13 protein-coding genes are annotated in these 20,998 nt (G+C 48.0%); 12 read left to right on the top strand and 1 reads right to left on the bottom strand.

From position 1 onward, the window contains the following. The first annotated feature begins 17 nt into the window (after positions 1-17). The 11 genes from ACQ6WK_RS14180 to ACQ6WK_RS14130 all read left to right on the top strand — a co-directional run bounded on the left by ACQ6WK_RS14180 (position 18) and on the right by ACQ6WK_RS14130 (position 15,274). Complete coding sequence (locus tag ACQ6WK_RS14180) at positions 18-926, top strand: winged helix-turn-helix domain-containing protein (protein ID WP_432798038.1); 909 nt, start codon at positions 18-20, stop codon at positions 924-926. Between the two features lie 119 nt (positions 927-1,045). Beyond that, positions 1,046-2,041 (top strand): DUF1559 domain-containing protein, encoded by a 996-nt coding sequence (locus tag ACQ6WK_RS14175; RefSeq protein WP_432798037.1) that lies wholly within the window; start codon positions 1,046-1,048, stop codon positions 2,039-2,041. Between the two features lie 267 nt (positions 2,042-2,308). Further along, positions 2,309-4,924: a PEP-CTERM sorting domain-containing protein gene (locus ACQ6WK_RS14170; RefSeq protein WP_432798036.1), complete on the top strand. Its 2,616-nt coding sequence runs from the start codon at positions 2,309-2,311 to the stop codon at positions 4,922-4,924. Positions 4,925-5,007: 83 nt separating this feature from the next. Further along, entirely contained in the window at positions 5,008-5,586 is a 579-nt protein-coding gene (locus tag ACQ6WK_RS14165; RefSeq protein ID WP_432798035.1) for a PEP-CTERM sorting domain-containing protein, read from the top strand. A gap of 121 nt (positions 5,587-5,707) precedes the next feature. Beyond that, entirely contained in the window at positions 5,708-6,652 is a 945-nt protein-coding gene (locus ACQ6WK_RS14160) for a prepilin-type N-terminal cleavage/methylation domain-containing protein (protein WP_432798034.1), read from the top strand. 44 nt (positions 6,653-6,696) lie between these two features. Then, the gene (locus ACQ6WK_RS14155; RefSeq protein WP_432798033.1) at positions 6,697-8,595 is read left to right on the top strand and encodes a PEP-CTERM sorting domain-containing protein; all 1,899 of its coding nucleotides are present in this window, start codon (positions 6,697-6,699) and stop codon (positions 8,593-8,595) included. A 249-nt stretch (positions 8,596-8,844) separates the two neighbouring features. Further along, positions 8,845-10,080, top strand: coding sequence for an argininosuccinate synthase (locus ACQ6WK_RS14150; RefSeq protein ID WP_432798032.1), 1,236 nt, complete (start codon positions 8,845-8,847; stop codon positions 10,078-10,080). A 495-nt stretch (positions 10,081-10,575) separates the two neighbouring features. Continuing rightward, on the top strand, positions 10,576-11,295 hold the full coding sequence (locus tag ACQ6WK_RS14145) for a PEP-CTERM sorting domain-containing protein (RefSeq protein WP_432798031.1): 720 nt from the start codon (positions 10,576-10,578) through the stop codon (positions 11,293-11,295). 413 nt (positions 11,296-11,708) lie between these two features. Then, positions 11,709-12,470, top strand: coding sequence for a PEP-CTERM sorting domain-containing protein (locus ACQ6WK_RS14140; protein WP_432798030.1), 762 nt, complete (start codon positions 11,709-11,711; stop codon positions 12,468-12,470). Between the two features lie 222 nt (positions 12,471-12,692). Beyond that, positions 12,693-14,414, top strand: coding sequence for a M3 family oligoendopeptidase (locus ACQ6WK_RS14135; protein WP_432798029.1), 1,722 nt, complete (start codon positions 12,693-12,695; stop codon positions 14,412-14,414). Between the two features lie 80 nt (positions 14,415-14,494). Next, positions 14,495-15,274, top strand: coding sequence for a DUF3891 family protein (locus tag ACQ6WK_RS14130; RefSeq protein ID WP_432798028.1), 780 nt, complete (start codon positions 14,495-14,497; stop codon positions 15,272-15,274). Between the two features lie 68 nt (positions 15,275-15,342). Here the strand turns inward: ACQ6WK_RS14130 and ACQ6WK_RS14125 are convergent, their stop codons facing one another. Beyond that, the gene (locus ACQ6WK_RS14125; protein ID WP_432798027.1) at positions 15,343-18,192 is read right to left on the bottom strand and encodes a DNA translocase FtsK 4TM domain-containing protein; all 2,850 of its coding nucleotides are present in this window, start codon (positions 18,190-18,192) and stop codon (positions 15,343-15,345) included. A 281-nt stretch (positions 18,193-18,473) separates the two neighbouring features. Between ACQ6WK_RS14125 and ACQ6WK_RS14120 the strand changes: the two genes are divergently transcribed. Continuing rightward, positions 18,474-20,678, top strand: a complete 2,205-nt coding sequence (locus tag ACQ6WK_RS14120; RefSeq protein WP_432798026.1) for an alginate lyase family protein — start codon at positions 18,474-18,476, stop codon at positions 20,676-20,678. Positions 20,679-20,998 lie beyond the last annotated feature (320 nt).

Here is a 20,998-nt window from a genome sequence, read left to right as displayed (position 1 = left end):
CGAGGGCGGGTATAAAAATGGCCGTGCAAAAAAACATCCTTGGAGGCGCGGCTTTGCAGCAAGAATCATTATCACCCACAGACAGCTACGACAAGAAACAAGATCATGTTCGTACTCACGCTGTAACCGGACAGATTGTTGACCATGCCGATGTTGAATTGTTGCGTGCGATGTTGGTTGGCGAAGGCAATTTATGCCACCAGCTTCACGATCGTATGATGAACCAGAAAATGTCACTGCAAACTTGTGGTTGGGACAGTGTGTTATCTGAAGTCAAACATCAAGATGTCGGATTGATTGTTCTGGTTGCGGAAGAAAACCATGAGCAGAAACTCTTGATTGCGCAGCAAGTGAGATCGATGCTACGTATGAAGGGAAAAAACTGCAGTGTGATTGCGGTCAGTCGTGAAATTGATGCTGAAGATATTGTGTCCTGGCTAGGGCTTGTGGATGATCTTTTGGCCGGTGAGAACATTCGAAATGAGCGTTTGTTTTTCGCACGTCTTAAAGCTCGTTTGCGTCCAGCAGGCTATCGGATCGATTGGAATGTGAAGCGGTACGCCTCACAATCAGGAATAAAAAGCATGGCGAGCGGAGAAGATGTGGACCAGCACATTGTGGGTCCAATAGTGGTTTGGCCGGCGAAGTTTGAGGTGAGAGTTAGCGGTGCACGGGTCATGCTGACACTAACCCAGTTCAGATTATTGGAGTTGCTCATGCGTCGGCCCGGTTGGATATTAACGCCAGATACCATCAGGGAAACGTTGGGTCTGGAGAGCGGTGAAAGTGGGGATGCGGTGGTGAAGAATCATATTTATATGTTGAGGCGCCGGTTAGGTCGTGAGGCCGCGTCGTTGGTCGAAACTGTCCGTGGCGTGGGGTATCGCATTCGGGCAGAAGAACCCACGGTATTGGATCAAGGTTAGTGCTCATCAGGGTTTAACAGCAAAGTACGGAAAACTTGTTGTGCATCGACTTGAAAATGACCTGTGATCGTCACACTGTGGCCCTTGGATCTGACCCTCTCACTCACGGAGCGACAAGCATGAAACGGATAGGACGGAACGAACAACGTTTGGCCTTTACATTGATTGAACTACTTGTTGTTATATCAATCATAGCATTGCTAATTGGAATTCTTCTGCCAGCACTTGGCTCGGCCCGTAAGGAAGCCCGTGCTATTCAGTGTGCTTCAAATATGCGGCAGGTTGGGGTGGCCATTGTCGACTATACGGTGACAAATAAAGATCATATGCCACCATCCTATGTATATCCTTCTGGATTAAGCGGGAATCACTGGAACTGGTCTGACCAAACCGGTAGCCACGGCGCCAATGGCTACATCCACTGGTCATGGTCATTGTTCAATGGCGGATCGGCTAGTGAAGAATCTTTCCAGTGCCCAGAAATGGAGAATGGTGGTCATCCTGCAACGAATACCCATTCTGATGCTTCAATGTCTGGTCAGGTACAAGGCGCAGGCGTCGGCCCAGACCGTCAGGCTCGTTGGACGGCATACACTGCTAACGAAGCACTTATTCCTAGGAATAAATTTGTGGGTGGAACACAACGTTTGTATCGCCTCGTTCGCATGTCTCATGTTTCAAATGAATCTGAAACCGTTCTAGTGACGGAATTTGCGGACAACTGGAAAGCCATTGCGACTTCAACACTAGAAAGCAAATCACATCGCCCAACCAATGGGTTCTTCCATCCATCTGCGTCGCCATCTGGGGCACACAATATTCCGGCGAGCTCCGGTTTTTGGGGACATCTTCCTAAGAACAACTTTATTACTGAAGAATCGCACAAGACATCTGGCAGTTTGATCACGAGTGCGACCATGATGAATGCGATCGGTCGTCATCACCCGGGAGGTAATGGTGAATATGGTGGTACTGCAAATTTTGCATATGCCGATGGCCACACAGAGCGCAAGCATGTGATGGATACAGCAGAAGATAAAGAGTGGGGACGCGAGTTTTATAGTCTGACCGGCAATAGCAAGATCCCATTCCCGGGTGTTGCTTACGACGAATGATGATGAACTCACCAGCGGCGTGTTGCACCGTTCTGGTGCAGCGCGTCGTTCTTAAAAATAGGTGAAACAAGGTTAGTTCTTGATTCACACAAGATAGAGGTAGGGGATAAGTAGGGAGAGGAATCGTAACGGCTGAAGCCGATGCGAATATATAACTGGCTGATAGGGAATTTCTCGTTGTAGGCGAGGCGGCCAGCTCTGGTGAGAGTACTGGTGAGCAGTGCGAAACGTGTTTTGGTTACTCACCTTTATTCAACGGAGACTGAGATGGATAAGAAGAGCATTCTAAAATTTTCAACAGTTTCACTGGTTTGTGCCATGATGTCGGCCTCTGCAGTTGCAGCACCGAATCATGTGATCAACATCAGTGGTGCAACCTTGTTTGAGCCGTTCTTCCTGGCTCCAGCAAGTACATCTGACTTTATTGATGCAGATAATAACGGGGTTGTAACAGACTTTTCGCAATTCCAATTCGAGCAATTGGCAGGTGCGAATCCAAATAGTAGTTTCTGGGCGGTTCAGTACCGTGCTGTCGGCTCGGGTAATGGTCTTGCTGACCTTGTGACTTATGGCCAGACACCTGCAACGGTTGCTGGTAACGGCGATCTCAAATTCCCTGACCCTGGTTTGGTGAACCGTGCAGAGTTTTACAATCAAGGCACGATTGGTCTTGGTAATGCTGCAAATCCCGGTTCATCACCTTTCCTCAGCAGCGGCGGTGGTGTGCGGATCGACATCGGTGTGACCGATGTACCTACAACATGGTTTGTGACCCAAGGCACCGAAGCACAAGCCAAATGGAACAAAGCACCAACCGAACTTGGCTACGGCATGAATGCCCGCCTTTCCAATGCAACGGGTGACGGCCAAGCTAATCAAGCTGGTGGTCAAGGCAATAAGCTTAAGAGCCTTGGTGGCCTTAATACTAACACCAGCAACCCTGATGCGAACACAGTTTTCGATAACGAAATCGCATGGGTTCCAATTGCTTATATTGCCAACCACGGCACAGGTATTGATGCTGACTTTGACGGTACTGTTGATGGCAACATCAAAAAGACACAACTTCAGCACCTATATGTTACAGGTCGTCTTGAGAATGGCGAAAACCTTGTGGCAGTCACACGTGACTCTGGTTCGGGTACACGTAATGGTGCAATGAACTCCATTGGTGTCGATCCTTCATGGGGTGTTGGTGAGAATGTTGGTAAGAAGAACAAGCTTAAGGAAAACGATAAGCTTGGCGGCGAGTTTGTAGCAACCAATAAAAACAGCTCCAGCCGTATGGAACAAACTGTGCGTAACCATCGTTTGGCTGTTGGTTACACCGGCCTTGCGGGTGAATCAAAAGCGGCTCGTGAAAGTGCTGACAATCAGTACGAAATCATGAACGTTATGAACGATACCGATGGTGGTACTGTTTACGTTCGTCCTGTAATGGGTAATGGTGGCCAAGGTTCAGCGCATAACAATATAATATGGAATGGCGACGCTAATACCGGCTGGCAAATCGGGGGATCTGAAACCTTCGCTACCATCGGCAATCCTTTTGCAACTGCAATTAATACTGAGTATGGCGCGACATCAACTGATCCTGCCATGGCAAACGCAGCAGCTGCGGCGTATTTGCGTAATATTCTCGAATCAATTGCAGCGTTCGAAGGCGCTCCAAGTGATCCAGCGAATGAAGGTACGCCTGGGCAGTTTCTTGCGACACAGTTCGCATTGATTTCAGCTGTTGAAGCTTTGCCGACATTGCTTGATCCCGCCAATTTCGCAAATCAAGATCCCGGGGATGTGAATCTAGATCTCCGTCAAACACAGTTCTTGCCTACTGAAAGCACATTGCCTTCATCCTACGGTGCTGTCGGGTTCGGCTGGGTGTCTGAGCGTCTGACTGGTGCTGTTTACAGCGATGGTGTGGCCAACGGTGCAAACTACATCACCAACGGTGGCACAGCAGTAAATTACAACACCAAGATGTTCACGGGCAACGTTATTCATGAGCGTAACGCAGTTGCAGGTGATTTCGATAACAACGGCCTTCGTACCAAAGACGACATTGCCGCCATGGTTAACGCGTTCCAGAACGCCAATAACCGTGCAGCCTTGGCCGCCACCGATGCTAACGCCGTTCTCGAATTGCTCGGCGATTTCAACGGCGATGGTAACTTTGATCAGGATGATGTCCGTTATGGACTTGATGGTCTCTTTGTTGCAGGTCGTGCAGGTAATAAACTCGATCGTAAGCAGAACTTCATCGACGGTGACATTGCTGCTGGCGGCAACCTCTTCGGTTATGCCGCTCATTCAACCGGCTCGGCATACGCCGCGGGTGATGCCCGTGCCGACATTGCCGGCAACACCATCACCGCAGGCGCTGCACCAAGTGGTGCTGATGGGGTAATTGATCAAAAGGATATCGACGCCGTTTTTGCGGCTTTTGTCGGCAAGGATCAGGATTCAACCAATGGTGTTGAGTGGGCCAACCTTGACGAAGCGGTGTTCTCAGATCTTTCGGCTGACATGACCGGTGATCTCATCATCAACAAAGCAGATGCTGATGAACTCGTTCATGGCATCCTCGGCACCGAGTACGGTGATGCGAATCTTGATGGTGTAATTGACTTGCTTGACTTCGACAAGTTATCTGCAGCATTCAATACCGATTCAGGTTGGGAAGATGGCGACTTCAATGGTGACGGCACCGTTGATTTACTCGATTTTGATGTGCTTTCAAGCAATTTTGGTTTCGGTTCTGGCGGTGCAACAGTTGAAGAGATCGCTCTCTTGGAAGCATTTGCTGCAACTGTACCTGAGCCTGCTTCACTCATGCTTCTGGCTTTAGGCGGTCTGCTTGTCGCAGGTCGTAAACGTAACTAAACCATTTTTTCCTACCCCATATTGGATGGGGGAGAAATCAAACATTTGAGATTACTTTAATTGGAGAGATCAAAATGAATTTCATGACTAAAGGATTTGCAGTTGCGGCAGTTCTTACGGCGGGTGTTTCCGCTCAAGCTGCTCTAACCGGTTCGTTTTCACTGGTTCAAAGTGGTGCTGCTGCGAAGGACACAAGCTTTAACGATTTTACGATTGATATCTATCAATTCACGCTGACAAATGATTCTAGCTTTGACATTAGCTCAATTGAGGCCAGCTTTAGTGGTGATTTTGTTAACGGTGATGCCGCGGGATTAGTTACGAAATCTGGCGCAGGTTTGCCTACATTCGGTCCTTTCCTCGTGGCTGAAACCTTCTTCACAAACGATGGTCAAGCTCCATTGTTTGCAACTTCAGCTGATACATCAACGCTTCTTTCCGGATCTGGCAGTGTGACTGGTGCTACAACATGGATTGATGCTGGCCAAACTGAAGTGATTGCAGTGTTTTCTGTGAATGCTGGCTCAGCATCTCCAGTTTTCAATAGTGGTCGTGCTGCAGTTAATGGTGAGTTTGTTGACATCGTAGTTCCAGAGCCTGCGAGCCTTGCATTGCTCGGCCTTGGTGGTTTGGCTGCTTTCGCACGCCGCCGTAAGGCATAGGCATATAAGTGAGTTTATCTGGTTTGACTTCATGAAAGTGTGGTCAAACTTTTGGTGTTTTAATGATTCATTGAAGTATGGAGCAAAATCGGCTCCACATTCCTTTTCAAGGAGACAACTGGTGAGACATTCGCATGAAAGAGCGTTTACGCTCATAGAATTACTTGTAGTCATATCGATCATAGCATTGTTAATTAGCATACTTTTGCCTGCACTTGGGGCAGCTAGAGGCGCAGCCCGTAATGCGGCATGTCTTGCGAATATGCGAAGTTTTGGCCAGGGCATGGCGACGTATACGACGGATAATGCAGATTGGTTGGCTGGCCCTAATACAAGTGGTGATGAGCTTTCTCGCTTACACACGTCTTATGTTTTTAGAAATAAACCATCTGAGCCAACACAAAACATGGACTGGGTATCGCCAACACTGGGAAATGATTTAGGACTTCCTGATGATCGCGAAGAACGGATGAAGCAAATTTTTGAGAACGATGTGCGTTGTCCTGAGAATGATGTGATGTACACCGCAGGGGCCGGGCTTATTGATTTTACAAGCGTGTTGTACGCAAGTTATTCCGCAACCCTCGCTTTCCATGGGGTTTCTATGGTAAGTGGTCATCAGGTTGGTATTCAATCGCCTACATCAACAAGTATGAGCTTACCAAGTGGTTATAGCCCTAGAATTTACAGGGTTGGTGGTGCTTCTGAAAAAGTATATGCCATGGAAGGTTCACGTTTTGCAGTAGGTGATGATGTGACATCGAACGATTTTGTGCGTCAACTTAGAGGTGGGAATTTTATGACTTATGGCCCTGCCGCAACGCAAACCGGCGACCCTTATACATTTGTAAATCCATACACAGATCAAAAAGCAGATGAGTACGGACGCAAGTATGCCTATCGGCATGCGAATGAAACGATGAACATGGTTTTCTTTGATGGCCATGCCGAGAATATCGCCGCACCCGATTCAGTGAATCTAGGTTTCTACTGGCCGAGCGGCAGTCGAATCAGAAATATCGCTTTTATCAATGACCGTAGTTATCCCGGAAACGTTATTAAGTAAACAGATCAATCAAAACAATTCTATATCATGACAGGAGTTAGAAAGTGAAGAAATTATCAACCATGGCATTGCTGTCAGCTTTTATGGCAGCACCTGCATTTGCAAGTCCTACAGGCGGTTTCATCGCGATGCTGGACAAGCAGCAAAATCACGGCGATTCAAGACGTTCAGTTGTTTTTTATGACACCAGCAGTTTGAACAGCCCGTTGTTTTCTGTTTTCATCGGATTTGAAAACGGTGGTTTTGAAGATCCAGGAGCATTGACGATCGACCATAGTACCGGTGATGTTTATGTTGCTGCGTTTGATTCAGGGCCGGCAGGTGGCACTGAAATTGAAGTGGACGGCGATACCGATACGACCGGCGACATCGACCTTTTTAAAATCGATTTCCAGGCAGCGTACAATCATTGGAATGCGAATGGCCAGACTTACCGTACCTATGGTAGTGATGCTCTTGATGGTAGCGGTGGTACACTTTTTGATAGCACGCACGCCAATACACATGCTCTTCCAGGCGTTGTGAACAAGATTGGTGAAGTTGCGCGTACTGACAATGTCCAAGATGCGGGTGGCAACTTTACCGACCTATATCTTGATTTCGTTGATCAGGATAACTTGCTTCTCATCGACGGCATGAACGATGCCAATACAGCCGCAGGCGATCACCAAATTCGCGTATTGAATCGTGTGAGTAACACTTCCGGCAACGCGACCGTGAGTGGCCAAGAAGGCGGTTACAACAATGGTACATCTGAATCATGGGAGTCTAAGCAGCTTGGTCTTGTTAATCTCGAGTTTGATACCAATACCCAAACGGTAACCGGTGGCAGCGATGTCATCGGTACGCACTATGTCAATAAAGACGGTGTGCAAGGTCTTTGGATTTTGGAAGATGATGGTGATGGTGACGATGTTGCTTTCTTTGAGATCGGCGATATCACCGGTGCCAATAACGCATTGAATGGCTACAAAGAATTCAATGTGGGTGTCGGGCCAGATTTCCCAACCAGCTTTGCTGTTGATGATGACCCAACGGTCAATGCAGCAGCGAACGATGGTACGGCCGACAAGATTTTTGTGGATCCAAATACCGGCAACCTTGTGATTGTTGAATCAGGTTTCTTTAACTCGCCGCAACACGAGCCCAAAGTCATTGTCCGCGAAGTGGATTCTTATAATGATGCGAATGGGCAAATTGATTTTGGTGCATGGCAAGCGCCTGTGACTGTTGATACCACTGGCGTGTCAGATGACGATACTGCTATTACTGATGGCCGCTGGACCGCTTATGATCCTACGACAAACACCGTGTATTTTTATGATACCGACAATAGTGGTGCTGGTAATGGCGGCTCATTCGCGCACGACTGGTATGCCTTGGATTTGACAACCGGCAACATCACTGTGGCTGAGCTAGATGCGGATGTTTCAAATGGCCTTTTCGGCAACGGCGATCAGGTTGAGTTTTTCCGTTTGGCTGCAGCGATTGCCGGCGACTTCGACAACAATGGTCTTCTCAATGATGCCGACATCGACATGCTCTTCGCAGCAATCAATGGAGGCTCAGTGGATACACAGTTTGATGTCGACAGTAGTGGCACACTTGATACCGCTGATGCTACGCATTGGATAGAGGTTCTTAAAGGGACTAAGCGTGGCGATGCAAACCTCAACGGTGAGATAGATCTACTTGACTTTGATAAGCTTTCAGCTGCATTTAATACTAATGCTGGCTGGGAAGATGGCGATTTCAATGGTGACGGCACCGTCGATTTGCTCGACTTTGATTTGCTGTCTGGCAACTTCGGCTTCGGCACCGGTGGTGCAACGATCGAAGAACTGGCTGCTCTTCAAGCCTTCGCGGGAACTGTTCCAGAGCCTGCTTCACTCGCTTTGCTCGGTTTCGGTGGTTTGGCTTTCGCTGGCCGTCGCCGTAAGTAATAATCTTTTGCCGATGCGACCAAGGTGACACCCATAGGGCGTGTTGTGGCATGGCTAGGAGAAAGATAATTGATTCTGAAGCTCAGGGCTGAGAAGTCCTGGGCTTTTTTACATGCTATCTATTGTTATAGGTATGGCTGATCGGCTAGATCTTACCTCGCAGGTTTTCCGGCAGCCGCGGCTTGTGATATCATTCCCAATCCACAGGATTGATCCCCAGCCCACAAAGCTGCCTACAGGAATCGTAACATGGCAAACGCAAGTGACCCGAAAAAAATCGTGCTCGCCTACTCTGGCGGACTAGACACTTCCATTATTCTCCCTTGGCTCAAGGAACGCTATCCTGGCGTGAAGCTGGTCTGTTTCGCTGCGGAACTCGGGCAGGGCGATGAGCTGGCCGGTATCGAAGAAAAGGCTTATGCCTCCGGCGCTGATGAAGTCATCGTCAAAGACCTTCGCAAGGAATTCGCGGAGCAATATTGCTTTCCTATGATCCGAGCCCATGCGATTTACGAATCCGACTACATGCTCGGCACCTCCATCGCACGCCCACTTATCGCCAAGCATCAGGTCCTCGTTGCTAAGCAAACCAAAGCTGATGCCGTCGGCCACGGTGCTACCGGCAAAGGCAATGACCAAGTTCGTTTTGAGCTTACCGCTCGCGCTCTCGCACCCAAGCTCAAAATCATCAGTCCTTGGAAAGATCCTGTGTTTATTGAGGATGGCTTGACCGACCGCGAAACCGCCATCGACTATGCCAAGCAACACAAGATCCCCATCGATCAATCCAAAAAGAAAATCTATTCACGAGATAGAAACCTTTGGCATATTTCGCACGAAGGTGCTGAGATTGAAGATCCCGCTTCCGAGCCCAATTGGAAGCATTGCTTGGTCATGAGTGTCCCTGTCGAAAAAGCGCCTGCTAAATCTGAAGAAGTTGAGGTCGAATTCAAGAAGGGCAACCCTGTTGCAGTGAACGGTCAAAAACTTGCTGGTCACGACCTCATCGCTCTCCTCAACGAAATTGGCGGCAAGCATGCTGTTGGTACCACTGTTCTCGTCGAAAATAGGCTTGTCGGGATGAAGTCGCGCGGTGTGTATGAAACCCCCGGTGGCACGATCCTTTACGAAGCTCATAAAGCACTTGAACAACTTTGCATCGAGCGCGAGCTTTACCACGAAAAACTTCGTCTCGCCACACGCTACGCAGAGCTCACCTACTACGGCCAGTGGTTCCACCCACTCCGTGAAGCAATTCAATCCTTCATGGATAAGGCCAACGAAACCGTCACCGGCACCGTCACCGTGAAACTCTACAAGGGCAATGCACTTGCCATTAAGGCGGATTCTAAACTTTCGCTTTACGATGAGCAGCTCGCATCTTTTGCCATGGACAACTACGACATCACGGCCGCTCGTGGCTTCATCGATCTCTTCGGTCTGCCCATGCAGGTGCGTGGTCTGAAGCACAAGCCCAAGGTGTAAGTTTCAAGTGATATTGAAGGTATGATCAAGTCCGGTCCGCATGATCGGGCTTTTTAATTTGGCGAGATAGGGAAGATGAGCGGAAAACTTTGTTTCACCAATGGAATGGCGTAGTAACAATATTTTGTGGCAGTTTAGAAATAAAGCACACAATCAGGTGGGGGTACTCCAAGACCTTTATGGGAAGGTCGATGAAACGTAAGGATTGAGTTAAAATTTACAAACCGAGTCTACACATTTCCATGACGATGTCTTATATTTGGGCTGGTAAAGGGTCATATTGTATTTCATATACCCGTAGAGCTTTTGTTCTTATGCTCAGTTTAGTAATTCGGCAATGATATCTCCCGGGGAAGGGTACATGCCAGCATAGTGTGAATTTGCGGGCATAGTTTGGTTCATAAGACTGGCTCAAAAATACCGTACCTGTTTAGTCGTACGGTGATCGTAGCCATATGTTTTTAGCACATTCCGGGCAGGTAAAGGAGAGACGTGATGAAAAAGACAGGCCTAGCGGCGTTAGGACTTGGATTGGCAATCTGTGGCATGGGGACCGCAACTGTGTCCGCCGATGTGATTGCATACTGGGATCAAAACTCGAATACGCTTACAGGTGGTGGCTTTGGGTTTGAGGTTGGCGATTTTCCTCAAGCAGCTGATGTAGGTACGGGTAGCCTAACCCTACAGAATTTTGTGGGCAATGCAGACGGCAGCGGTGTTTACGGCAATATTACAAGCTCGGTTGGAACCACTGAGAACGCTCAGCCAAGCGTTACTTCTGGCGGATCGCTGACGATTAGACGTGGCACGACGACTGGTGGTGCGAGTACAAACAATGGAGCATCGATTTGGTTGAGTGCGAGTACCATTGGCTTGGAAGACATCATCGTCTCTTGGGCGCAGCGCGGAACATCCACGGGTTTTGACAGCAGAGTATTTGCCTACTCCACCAATGGCATTGACTTCACTGATTTCGGAACAGATAGCGGCGATCTGACCTCGACATGGGAAACTGAAAGTTACGATCTCTCCGCTATTTCTGCGCTTGAGAATGTATCCACTGTTTACTTCCGAATTACGTTGAATGGCGCTACGGGTACAACCGGGAATAACCGCTTCGATAACATAACGATCGAAGGCTCCGCCATTCCAGAGCCTGCTTCACTTGCACTGCTCGGTTTTGGTGGTCTTGTCGCCCTCAGCCGTCGTAAGTAATGCGAAAATGAGAATTTAGAGTAACAGAGACTGCCGCTTGCCGGCAGTTTTTTTATGAAGATTGGCTTTGAGCTTTTAAATAAACCGAGGGCAGGTTACCCAAATTAGCAATCGAGGTGTGCTCCATGAATATCAAATGAATCGTGTTATGGCTTTCTCGGTGATGCTGTAAAAGATGCGATTTCAAGAAAATCAAGGGTAGCCTTTCTTTACTCACGTCCGTTTTGCAGTAGACTATGTAGTAGTATTGCTAGGGAGAGCGATCGGTTCCGATCGTTATAGGAGTGGGATTGTTTAGGATCATCGTCAAAAATGCATGGATGCATGGCCTGGTTTTTCTGTAGGTCAGATGTATTGGAATCATAAAAAGTATCGTTACAAGATCATGATCATCCGGGTGTTTGGAGGAGTTGATGCGAAGATTAAATCATTATGGTGCCATTCTGCTGACACTTTCGGTTTGTACAATTAGCCATGGTGCGCTGGTTCATGATTTTGACAGTCAGCTAGATGCAACGGTAAGTGCAACATTCCCGCTTAATGCGTTTACAGATAAGGCAAAAACAGCTTGGGGTGTTTATGATCGAACTGATCTTCTCCCGGAAAAGCTCATTGATGAGTCTCTTGCTGGGGCGGATAGTTTTGGCATTATCCAGAGCCAGGACACGGATAACTTTTTCGGCATCGTTGATACTTACAATGATGATGTTAAAGGCACCATAGAAGTAAGCTTCACATTTGATTTAACAGTACTGCCAGGATCTGCGTATGACGTTTCGATTGATATGGGTGCGATGGGCGATTTTGAAGCAGGTGATATTTTTAAGTGGGATTACCAATTCGATCAGGAACCTGCACAACGATTATTCGACATTACCACCAATACTGCAATCAGTCATACATACATTTTAGAAGATAATACTTCGGTTAGCCTTGTTGACCCGCTTGTGATTGGTACACAGGTGATTGATAATCAGATCAAAACCTTCAGTACTGAAATTTCACCAGTTAGCACAGCATCATCGCTGACAATTACATTGACGACAGATACGAACGGTGCGTTGGAGGCATTTGCGTTTGACAATATTGTGGTAGAATCCGTACATATGCCCGAGCCAGCATCGTTGATTCTTCTTGGTTTGGGTGGGATTGCCTTGATTAGTCGTCGCTGCTAATCGCCGAATTCAAGTATAGTTTTGAATACGATTGATGCTGCCGCATATGGCGGCATTTTTTTATATATTTGAAAGGAGCATCTGCGCCAGAATCTTCATGTACATACGGATTACAATTCTTCAACGATTGTACCTGCCAACGGTCAAAACCGGTTTAATCGGCTATCATGATGCTTCAGACCGTAATACTAGCAACATAAGTAACAGATAAGGATTTCAAGTATGTCGCAAGTGGCGCAAAACCGGAAATTCGTTCCCGTTGATTTTGATACTTCAGCATGGGACCAAGTTGAAACGCTGTGTGAATCGCTTCTGAATCGTGAGACAGAATCACTTGAGCAATTGACCTGTTGGCTTGAAGATTATTCGGAATGCCAAGCTGTGATTCAGGAATATAGTTCACGGCGTAATATTGATTTTGCTTGCCATACCGATGACAAAGAGATCGAAGCGGCCTACTTGCATTTTATTGAGAACATCGCACCCAGGCTGAAACCTTATCAGGATAAGCTTGCTAAAAAATTTCTAGCTTCCCCGCATCACGATCAGCTTCCCTTCCCCGGCATCGACATCATGGCCCGTTCATGGCAGATGGACGTTGAGCTATTCCGCGAAGCTAATATTCCTTTGCAAGTTGAATCTGCCAAACTGAATAAAGAGTATGATCAACTCATCGGACAGATGCTTGTTGACTATCAAGATGAAACTTATACGCTCCAGCAACTCGCTAAATTTCTTGAGGCCCCAGATCGAAGTGTTCGTGAAGAGACGTGGATACTATCGTCTAGTCGCCGACTGGAAGATCGAGAGAAAATTGAAGGTATCTATGAATCTTTGATAGAGTTGCGTGGGAAGATTGCCGCAAACGCTGATTGTGAAAATTACCGTGAGTATCTTTGGAAATCTTGGAATAGGTTTGATTATGCCCCAGAAGATTGTCATGCATTTGCGGATGCGGTTGAATCAGTATGTATGCCACTTGTAAAGAAGATGCAGCAGCAACGTTGTGAAACGCTTGGCCTTAAGAAGCTTCGCCCGTGGGATCTTTCTGTTGATGTACAAAATCGCGCACCATTGACACCGTTTCCCGCAGACGATGTGTCGCGCATGGTGAGTGGTTGTCGCGCGATTTTTGAGAAGATCCATCCATCATTGGCTGAAGACTATGATATGCTCAAGATGGGGAGGAATCTCGATCTTGATTCGCGCAAGGGCAAACGTGCTGGTGGATTCCAAGCGTCACTGCCTGAATCAAAACAACCGTTTATCTTTATGAATGCTGCAGGTTTACAGCGTGATGTTGAGACCATGCTCCATGAGGCTGGCCATGCATTCCACTTCATTTGGGGTTCGCGCGAAAACCCAATCGTCTTCACGCAGCATGCGCCGATCGAATTCTGCGAAGTTGCATCCATGTCTATGGAACTTTTTGCTTCGCCATACCTTGATGAATTTTATCCAAACAAGGAGGATGCTGATCGCGCTCGGCGTAAGCATCTTGAAGGTATCATCACCATTCTTCCTTGGATTGCGACGATTGATCAGTTCCAGCATTGGATCTACACGAATCCTGGCCATACGACTGAGCAACGGCAAGCTGCCTGGCTTCAAACCAGTGAGCGTTTTCAAACCGGCCTTGTTGATTACACAGGTTATGAAGCATCATTCGAATCGCGTTGGCAGGCGCAGCTTCATCTGTTCCACGTGCCGTTTTACTACATCGAATATGGCATTGCTCAACTTGGTGCGCTTGGTCTTTGGGCGCAGTCCACGAAGAATACTGAGCAGGCGCTTGCGAACTATCGGGCTTCTCTTGCACTTGGCGGTACAAAACCATTGCCTGCTTTGTTTGAAGCGGCTGGCTTACGTTTCGATTTCAGTCGTGAAACCATTGCACCGCTCATGCAGTTGGTTGAAGTGGAACTGGATAAATTGCCTGTTTAAGCAGCATTTTATCAGCACAAAAAGTCGCTTGCTTGGTATGTCGATGCTCACGAAGTAGGTTCAGCGTAGCGAAGATAATCATGATTATCATTCAACAACCCGACGGCACTAATCACATGGTTTTGCAGCCGGACCATGCGGTACATGTTGCTCAGATCATGGAGCAATGGGACAGGCCAGCGTTACTCCCAGCAGACCTTTGGGCGAGACTGATCGAAGCTGCACGCCATCATGATGATGGTTGGCGGATGCATCGTTATCAGAACATGATTGATGATGATGGGATGCCGTATTCATTTTTAACATTGCCGATTGATGCGCATGTGAAGTATATCAAGCATTGCATTTTAGAATTAGTGCGAAAGGATATCTATCAAGCAACCATTGTTGCGTTGCATTTTCGTTCGGTCGTATCAGGTGTTATCCAAGAGAATCCAGAGAGCCAAGCTAAGGCTGAAGATCTGGTTGGTTGGATAGATCAATTTGTGGATCGATCTATTGAACGGTTGCGTGATGAAGAGCCGGAAGTAAATCAGGATGCTGTGAAACGCCCTAATCTCAAACGTGCACAGCAGATTCTGACATTCAATGATGGTGTGAGTTTGATGCTACTCGGCGCGTTGCCGTGGATGAAATATGATCAGCCGCTCATGTTCGGGCCTAGTGAGGTGACGTTGCGCATGAAGCCGGATGAATGGGGTGTGAAAATCGATCCTTGGCCATTTGCTGAGGAGATGTTTTCAGTGAGCGTGGCCGTGCGTGAAGTGAAGCAGCAACGGTTCGATCATTCAGAACAATTGATTGAAGCACTTGCGGATGCCGCGCCGCGGCGTATTGTACATCGACTTATGCCATACTGATATGTACATAAAAAACGGGCGGCAAACTCAACTGCCAGCCCGTCTTGTTGGATGGTCATGATAGAAAGTTATTCTTCCTCTTCTTCAACCTCTTCCCATTCTTCTTCCTCACCTTCTTCATATTCCTCTTCATCATCTTCATCGACGTCGACTTCTTCCCATTCTGTTTCATCGTCACCAACATCTTCTGCCGTAGCGACTTCAACGCCATCCTCATCAATCTCTGCTGCTTCTTGATTGGTTACCGGGCGATTGAAATTATCAGTTTCCGCATCTTCCGCAGCTTTTGCTTTGATCATATTCCATTCTTCAATCGTCATGTAAACTTCGCGCGGCTTGCCTTCCTTATACTTTCCGAGAATCCCCGTCTCTTCCATCATCTCAATCAAACGTGCTGATCGGCCGTAACCAATACCTAATCTTCGCTGCACCAATGACACACTACCGCGCTGGCTTTCCAGCACCACACGAACCGCATCATCAAACAGTTCATCCTTATGTTCGAGCATCGATTCTTTGTATCCCGGCGTGTTACGTATTTCCCCATCATCATCTTGCGGCACGGCAATCTCGCCGTTCCCCTTAATCTGCACTAGTGATGGCTCAAAACTCTGTGAACTAATCGTTTTGAGGAACTTCACTGTTTTGCGGATTTCAAAGTCATCGACTAAGCAACCTTGTGCGCGAGTCAGCTTGCTGGTACGCGGACTAAGGAAAAGCATGTCTCCATGACCGAGCAGCAGCTCGCCGCCTTTTTGGTCAAGCACGATGCGCGAGTCCATGCCTGATGCGACTTTAAACGCAACACGGCAAGGCATGTTCGACTTGATCAAACCCGTCACAACATTCGCCTGTGGCCGCTGTGTGGCAAGGATCAAGTGGATACCAACCGCACGCGCCTTCTGTGCGATACGAACGATCGAACCTTCGACCTCCTTGTTCGTCATCATCAGGTCCGCGAGTTCGTCGATAATCAAAACAAGGTATGGGAGCTTCTTCGGAATCCTCGCTTCAGCCTCAGGAGTGGCTGGTTCCATACGTTCCTTGAGTTCCTCCCACTCAAGTCCGTTGTACGAAGCGATATCACGAACGCCTGCTTCTGCAAGCAATTCATAACGCTCGTCCATCTTCGTCACAGCCCATTCCATGATCGCCGCAGCTTTGCCCATCTCCGTCACCACCGGACACATGAGGTGCGGAATATCCTTGAACATACTCATCTCGACCATCTTCGGGTCGACAAGTACAAGCTTCAATTCATCCGGTCGTTTTGTAAACAGGAACGACATAATAATCGAGTTCATACAAACCGATTTACCTGAACCTGTCGTACCTGCAATGAGCATGTGCGGCATCGCATTCAAATCAGCAATCAAAGGATTGCCTGACGCGTCCTTACCCAAATACATCGGCAGCTTCATCTTCTTCACCGATGAATCGCCCACGCACATCAGTTCTTTAATCCGAACCATTTCCTTCTTAATGTTTGGCACTTCAAAACCAACCGTATCCTTACCCGCCATGTTTGAAACAATACGTACGTTTTGCGCCTTCATCGCTCTGGCAAGGTCGCTTTGTACCGCATTGATTCTTGCAACCTTGGTTCCCGGCGCAAGTCGCACTTCAAACAGCGTAATTACCGGCCCGCTGTCAATCCCAACAACCTCACCTTTGATCTTGTATTCGCGAAGCGCCGACTCAAGTTGGATTGCTTGTTCGCGGACAATGGCTTCCTGTTCATCTGTGAAGTTCCCCGATGGATCTTCTAGGATATCGAGTTCTGGGAACTTGTAGCCGCTGAGATCCATTTCTGGGCTACGCGGAGGTTCGCTTGTTGCCTCGCGCGGCTTCACCGCTTTGTTGATCGGCATGTTGCGGATTTTTTCAGCGATCGCATTTGCGTCATATTTCTTTGGCTTCTTCTTACTGCTTACATACGCGCTTGGAGCGTCAACGCCGTTATCCTCTTCCTCTTCTTCATCCTCATCTTCATACTCGTATTCATATTCTTCGCCATCTTCTTCATCTTCATCGACGTATTCATATTCGTATTCGTCATCTTCATCATTCTTAAAGCGACTTGGCTTGGCGACTTCGGTATCAAATGATTCGGTGCCGGCAAATCCACCTGCATCTTCATCAATTGTGTCATCATCCATGCGGTGTTTCTTACGCTTTGTCTGCTTTGGTTCCGCAGGTTTTGCAACAAACCATCGCTGCCATGGTCGCCAACCATTAACTTTTTCCTTTGCCTGATTTGCAACATTACCAGCGACGTTCCCCGCAACTCGTCCGCCTGCCGCTGCAACATCTGGCATGCTCACCTTGCGCAACCAATCTCCCATGAACCGCATGACTGCCAACATCACGTGATCCGCGGTCAAGATGCTGCCGACTAAAAACATGACCAGCAAAATCACCAGCGTGCCAGGTAGGGCGACACGATTAATCAAGAGCTCGTCATTGATATAGCTTGCTAGCCAACCACCCGCACCCTGGGGTGGCGATTGAAACCCCGTAATCATCGGTGGCTTTAGCGCGTCCATCAAGCAGCTCAATGTGATTGCCATGACGACAAGGCCAAGTCCGCGAATGGCAAGCTGATTCATTTTCTTGCCGATCGCAACCGTTCCGAGATATACCGCTACACCGATAATGATCATCCATGCGCCACCGCCGATGTAGGTCATGACTTTGTGGCTGATGAATGCGCCGAACTTACCGATCCAATTCCCATAGACTGCGTTCTGTACGCCGACATCATGGGCAGGATAATCCAGCGCGTCGTAGCTGAGCATGCTTGCGGTAACCAGTAGCCAAACAGCTGCAAGTGCGACCCACCCGATAAACTTATAGGCAGCGATTTTGTTCAACCGCTCTTGTTCTAACTCTTTTTTTGTCTTGCGTTTTTTTGCCATATCTTGCAGTCCAAATCAAAATCAATCTCTGCCAACGTCCATGCGACACCGCTGTACGGATCGCGCTCCGAATACATGTTATCGGCAACTCCTGTGGTTATACCCCAAAGTTCCCGGACGTGAGCTGTCTTTCGTGATCTTTGTGAAATTTAGCAAAAACAGGCAATTGTATGTGCCAAAATGACTTATACATTTTCTTTGTTCAATTTACTCCGCCCCGACCCTATATTGGAAGCTCCAAGCACCTCACTCGATGCGCTTATTTGGCAAGGAATCACGTAATGAACGCTCTCACGTACAGTTGTTTACTCTCCATCGTCGCGGTTCTTCTTCACTTCAGTTGCGGTACGACGCAAGCCAAGAACCCACCGCTGGGAACTAAAGCAGCCAAATATGCCAAAAGCCATCCAACAAAGCCATGGCACACGCTTGGTAAGGCGCCAAAGAAACTGAGCCAAGAACAACTTGATGAGCAATGCAAGCTCTTGATCAGTCGGCTTGATCTCACATTGCCCGGCATGAGCAAAGTTAAAGACACGGCACAGAACAAAAACTGGCAAGCCGCCGCCTCTGCATATATTGAACTGCTCAAACGTGAAGCCACAAAATATCACAATGGGCAGCCAAGTCAGATCAAGCTCCGAAGCATCGGTAATCCCGATAAGTATGACATGGACATGGCTGCTGCCGCGCTTGAGAACAAGTTTATTTCGCAACGTTCATATGGCCCGCTTGAAGTGCCTGCCGACTTGCCTTGGACATACAACCCAACCAACGATATGGAATGGGTCTGGCAACTTAACCGTATGTACTTCTGGCTGCATATGGCCAAAGCCTACCAAAAAACGAATGATCAACGCCTTGTCAAAAAATGGGTTGAGACCATGCGTGATTGGGTGAGTGAAGCTGATACCAATCGCCGGGAATTATGGCGAACGATTGAATGCGGTGAACGCGGCAGACGTTGGCCGTTCTCTTACTACAGCTTCATCCATTCACCCAACATCAAACTCGAAGATCACGTTGTTTTTCTGAATGCATACTACGAGCACATTCCGTTTTTGATGCCTTGGGATCGCAGTATTCACGGGCTGCGCGTGCTTAACTGGGGGCTGATCTTAAACGATGGTGTGATGACCGCACTCGAAGCATTCCCCTATTTCAAAGATGCACAGATGTGGACGGATGTTGCTGCGGAAGTTTTTGAGCAGCGTATGAAAAAAGAAGTCTCGCCCGATGGTTCACATTGCGAACTGACCTACGGTTATCATTTCGGTGTCACCAATGAATTTACCTTTGCCAAGCAACGCCTCGAAAAACTCGGCTACACCATGTTCCCCGGTTACTGGAAAACCGCTGAACATATGCATGACTACGTGTTGTTTGCCACGATGCCTGATGGGCAAAGACCGATGATCGGCCACACTACTTTCGCACACGTCAACAGCCTGATGAACAACGGGGCAAATTTGTTCAATCGACAAGACATGCGATACATCGGTACACGCGGGGAAAAAGGCGAAAAACCGGATTATCTCGACGCCGCCATGCCCGATGGCGGGTTCTACATCATGCGATCCAAATGGATTGATGATCAAGATAAAGACGGCATGTATATGCTCATGGACCTCACCCACTTCTGGGGCGGCGGGCACTCAAATTACGATGCGCAAAACATCATTCTTTATGGCAACGGGCGCACGCTTCTTGATGATACAGGCATTCATACCTACGTTCCGCCGGATAGCAACATCGGCAAATCAACCCGACAGCACAGCACCGTTGTTGTCGATGGCAAAAACCAAAATAAGAAAGGCAGCGTGCTGGATTTCTTTGCACGTAAAAAGAATGTCTCATTCATCGATGGTTATCAGGATGGATACAAAGATGTTCGTCACCGCAGACAGGTTTTGTTTGTCCGTCCCGATCAACACTCCGATGGCTACTTCATTGTCGTTGATCGTTTGACCGGCAAAGGTACACACACACTTGAACAATACTGGCATCTGTTCCCGATCAAAGAAACGCTTCTACTTGATGGTCATCAAGCTACGACACAGGAGAAGGATGGTCTTGGTAACCTGATGATCCGTGCGCTTGAAACGAAGAACGTGGAGATGGATCAGGTGAAGTCGTTTTTGACCTATGAATATGTGAAGCTCATTGATCGCCCCGCGATTCGATTCAGCAGCAAAACCAAGTTGCCGGCGACGTTTGTGACATTGCTCAAACCGTTTAAGGGTGAGGCTGCTCCGAAGATTGAGACATCATGCGTAATTGATGATAAAGATATGGTGCTGGTTGAGGTTAAGGTGGGCAGTGTTGTGGACACCGTTTTGGTTGGTAAAGAGCCGACGAAGATTGAAGGCAAGCAACTGTGGTATGCAGGGCTAATGCGCAAGGTTGATGGAAAGTCGGAGGAGGTGTGTGTGTTTCAGGATCGCTCTGAGCATCGTATGGGGGTCAAGGCGCATGGCTGGGACTGAGCGAGAGACGGGTTTCAGATGATTCTCGGAATGATCTGCTGCAATCCCCGCGTATTCCCCGATTTAGGTTTGTTCGCGAATTTGTGAGAATGGTTTCACGCCTTGGTGAGTGATGGTGTTGTCGTGGTGGATGAGGTTGAGACACCTTGAGGGTAAAGGAGCAGAGGTGTGGTGGGTTGTCTGGTAACAAGTTGAGATACAGGGTTTGCGTGAACTGAACAGGTATCACGTTTGTTGTGATGTGGTATCTGAGGCGATATGTATCCCTCCCCAACGGCAGTCACGGATTTATTCGTGGCTGCCGCTTTTTCATGTTTATC

The sequence above is a fragment of the Poriferisphaera sp. WC338 genome, from assembly GCF_050931845.1.
Taxonomy (GTDB): domain Bacteria; phylum Planctomycetota; class Phycisphaerae; order Phycisphaerales; family Phycisphaeraceae; genus Poriferisphaera.
The sequence above is the reverse complement of the archived record's forward strand: the minus strand, read 5'-3'. Positions and strand labels throughout refer to the sequence as shown.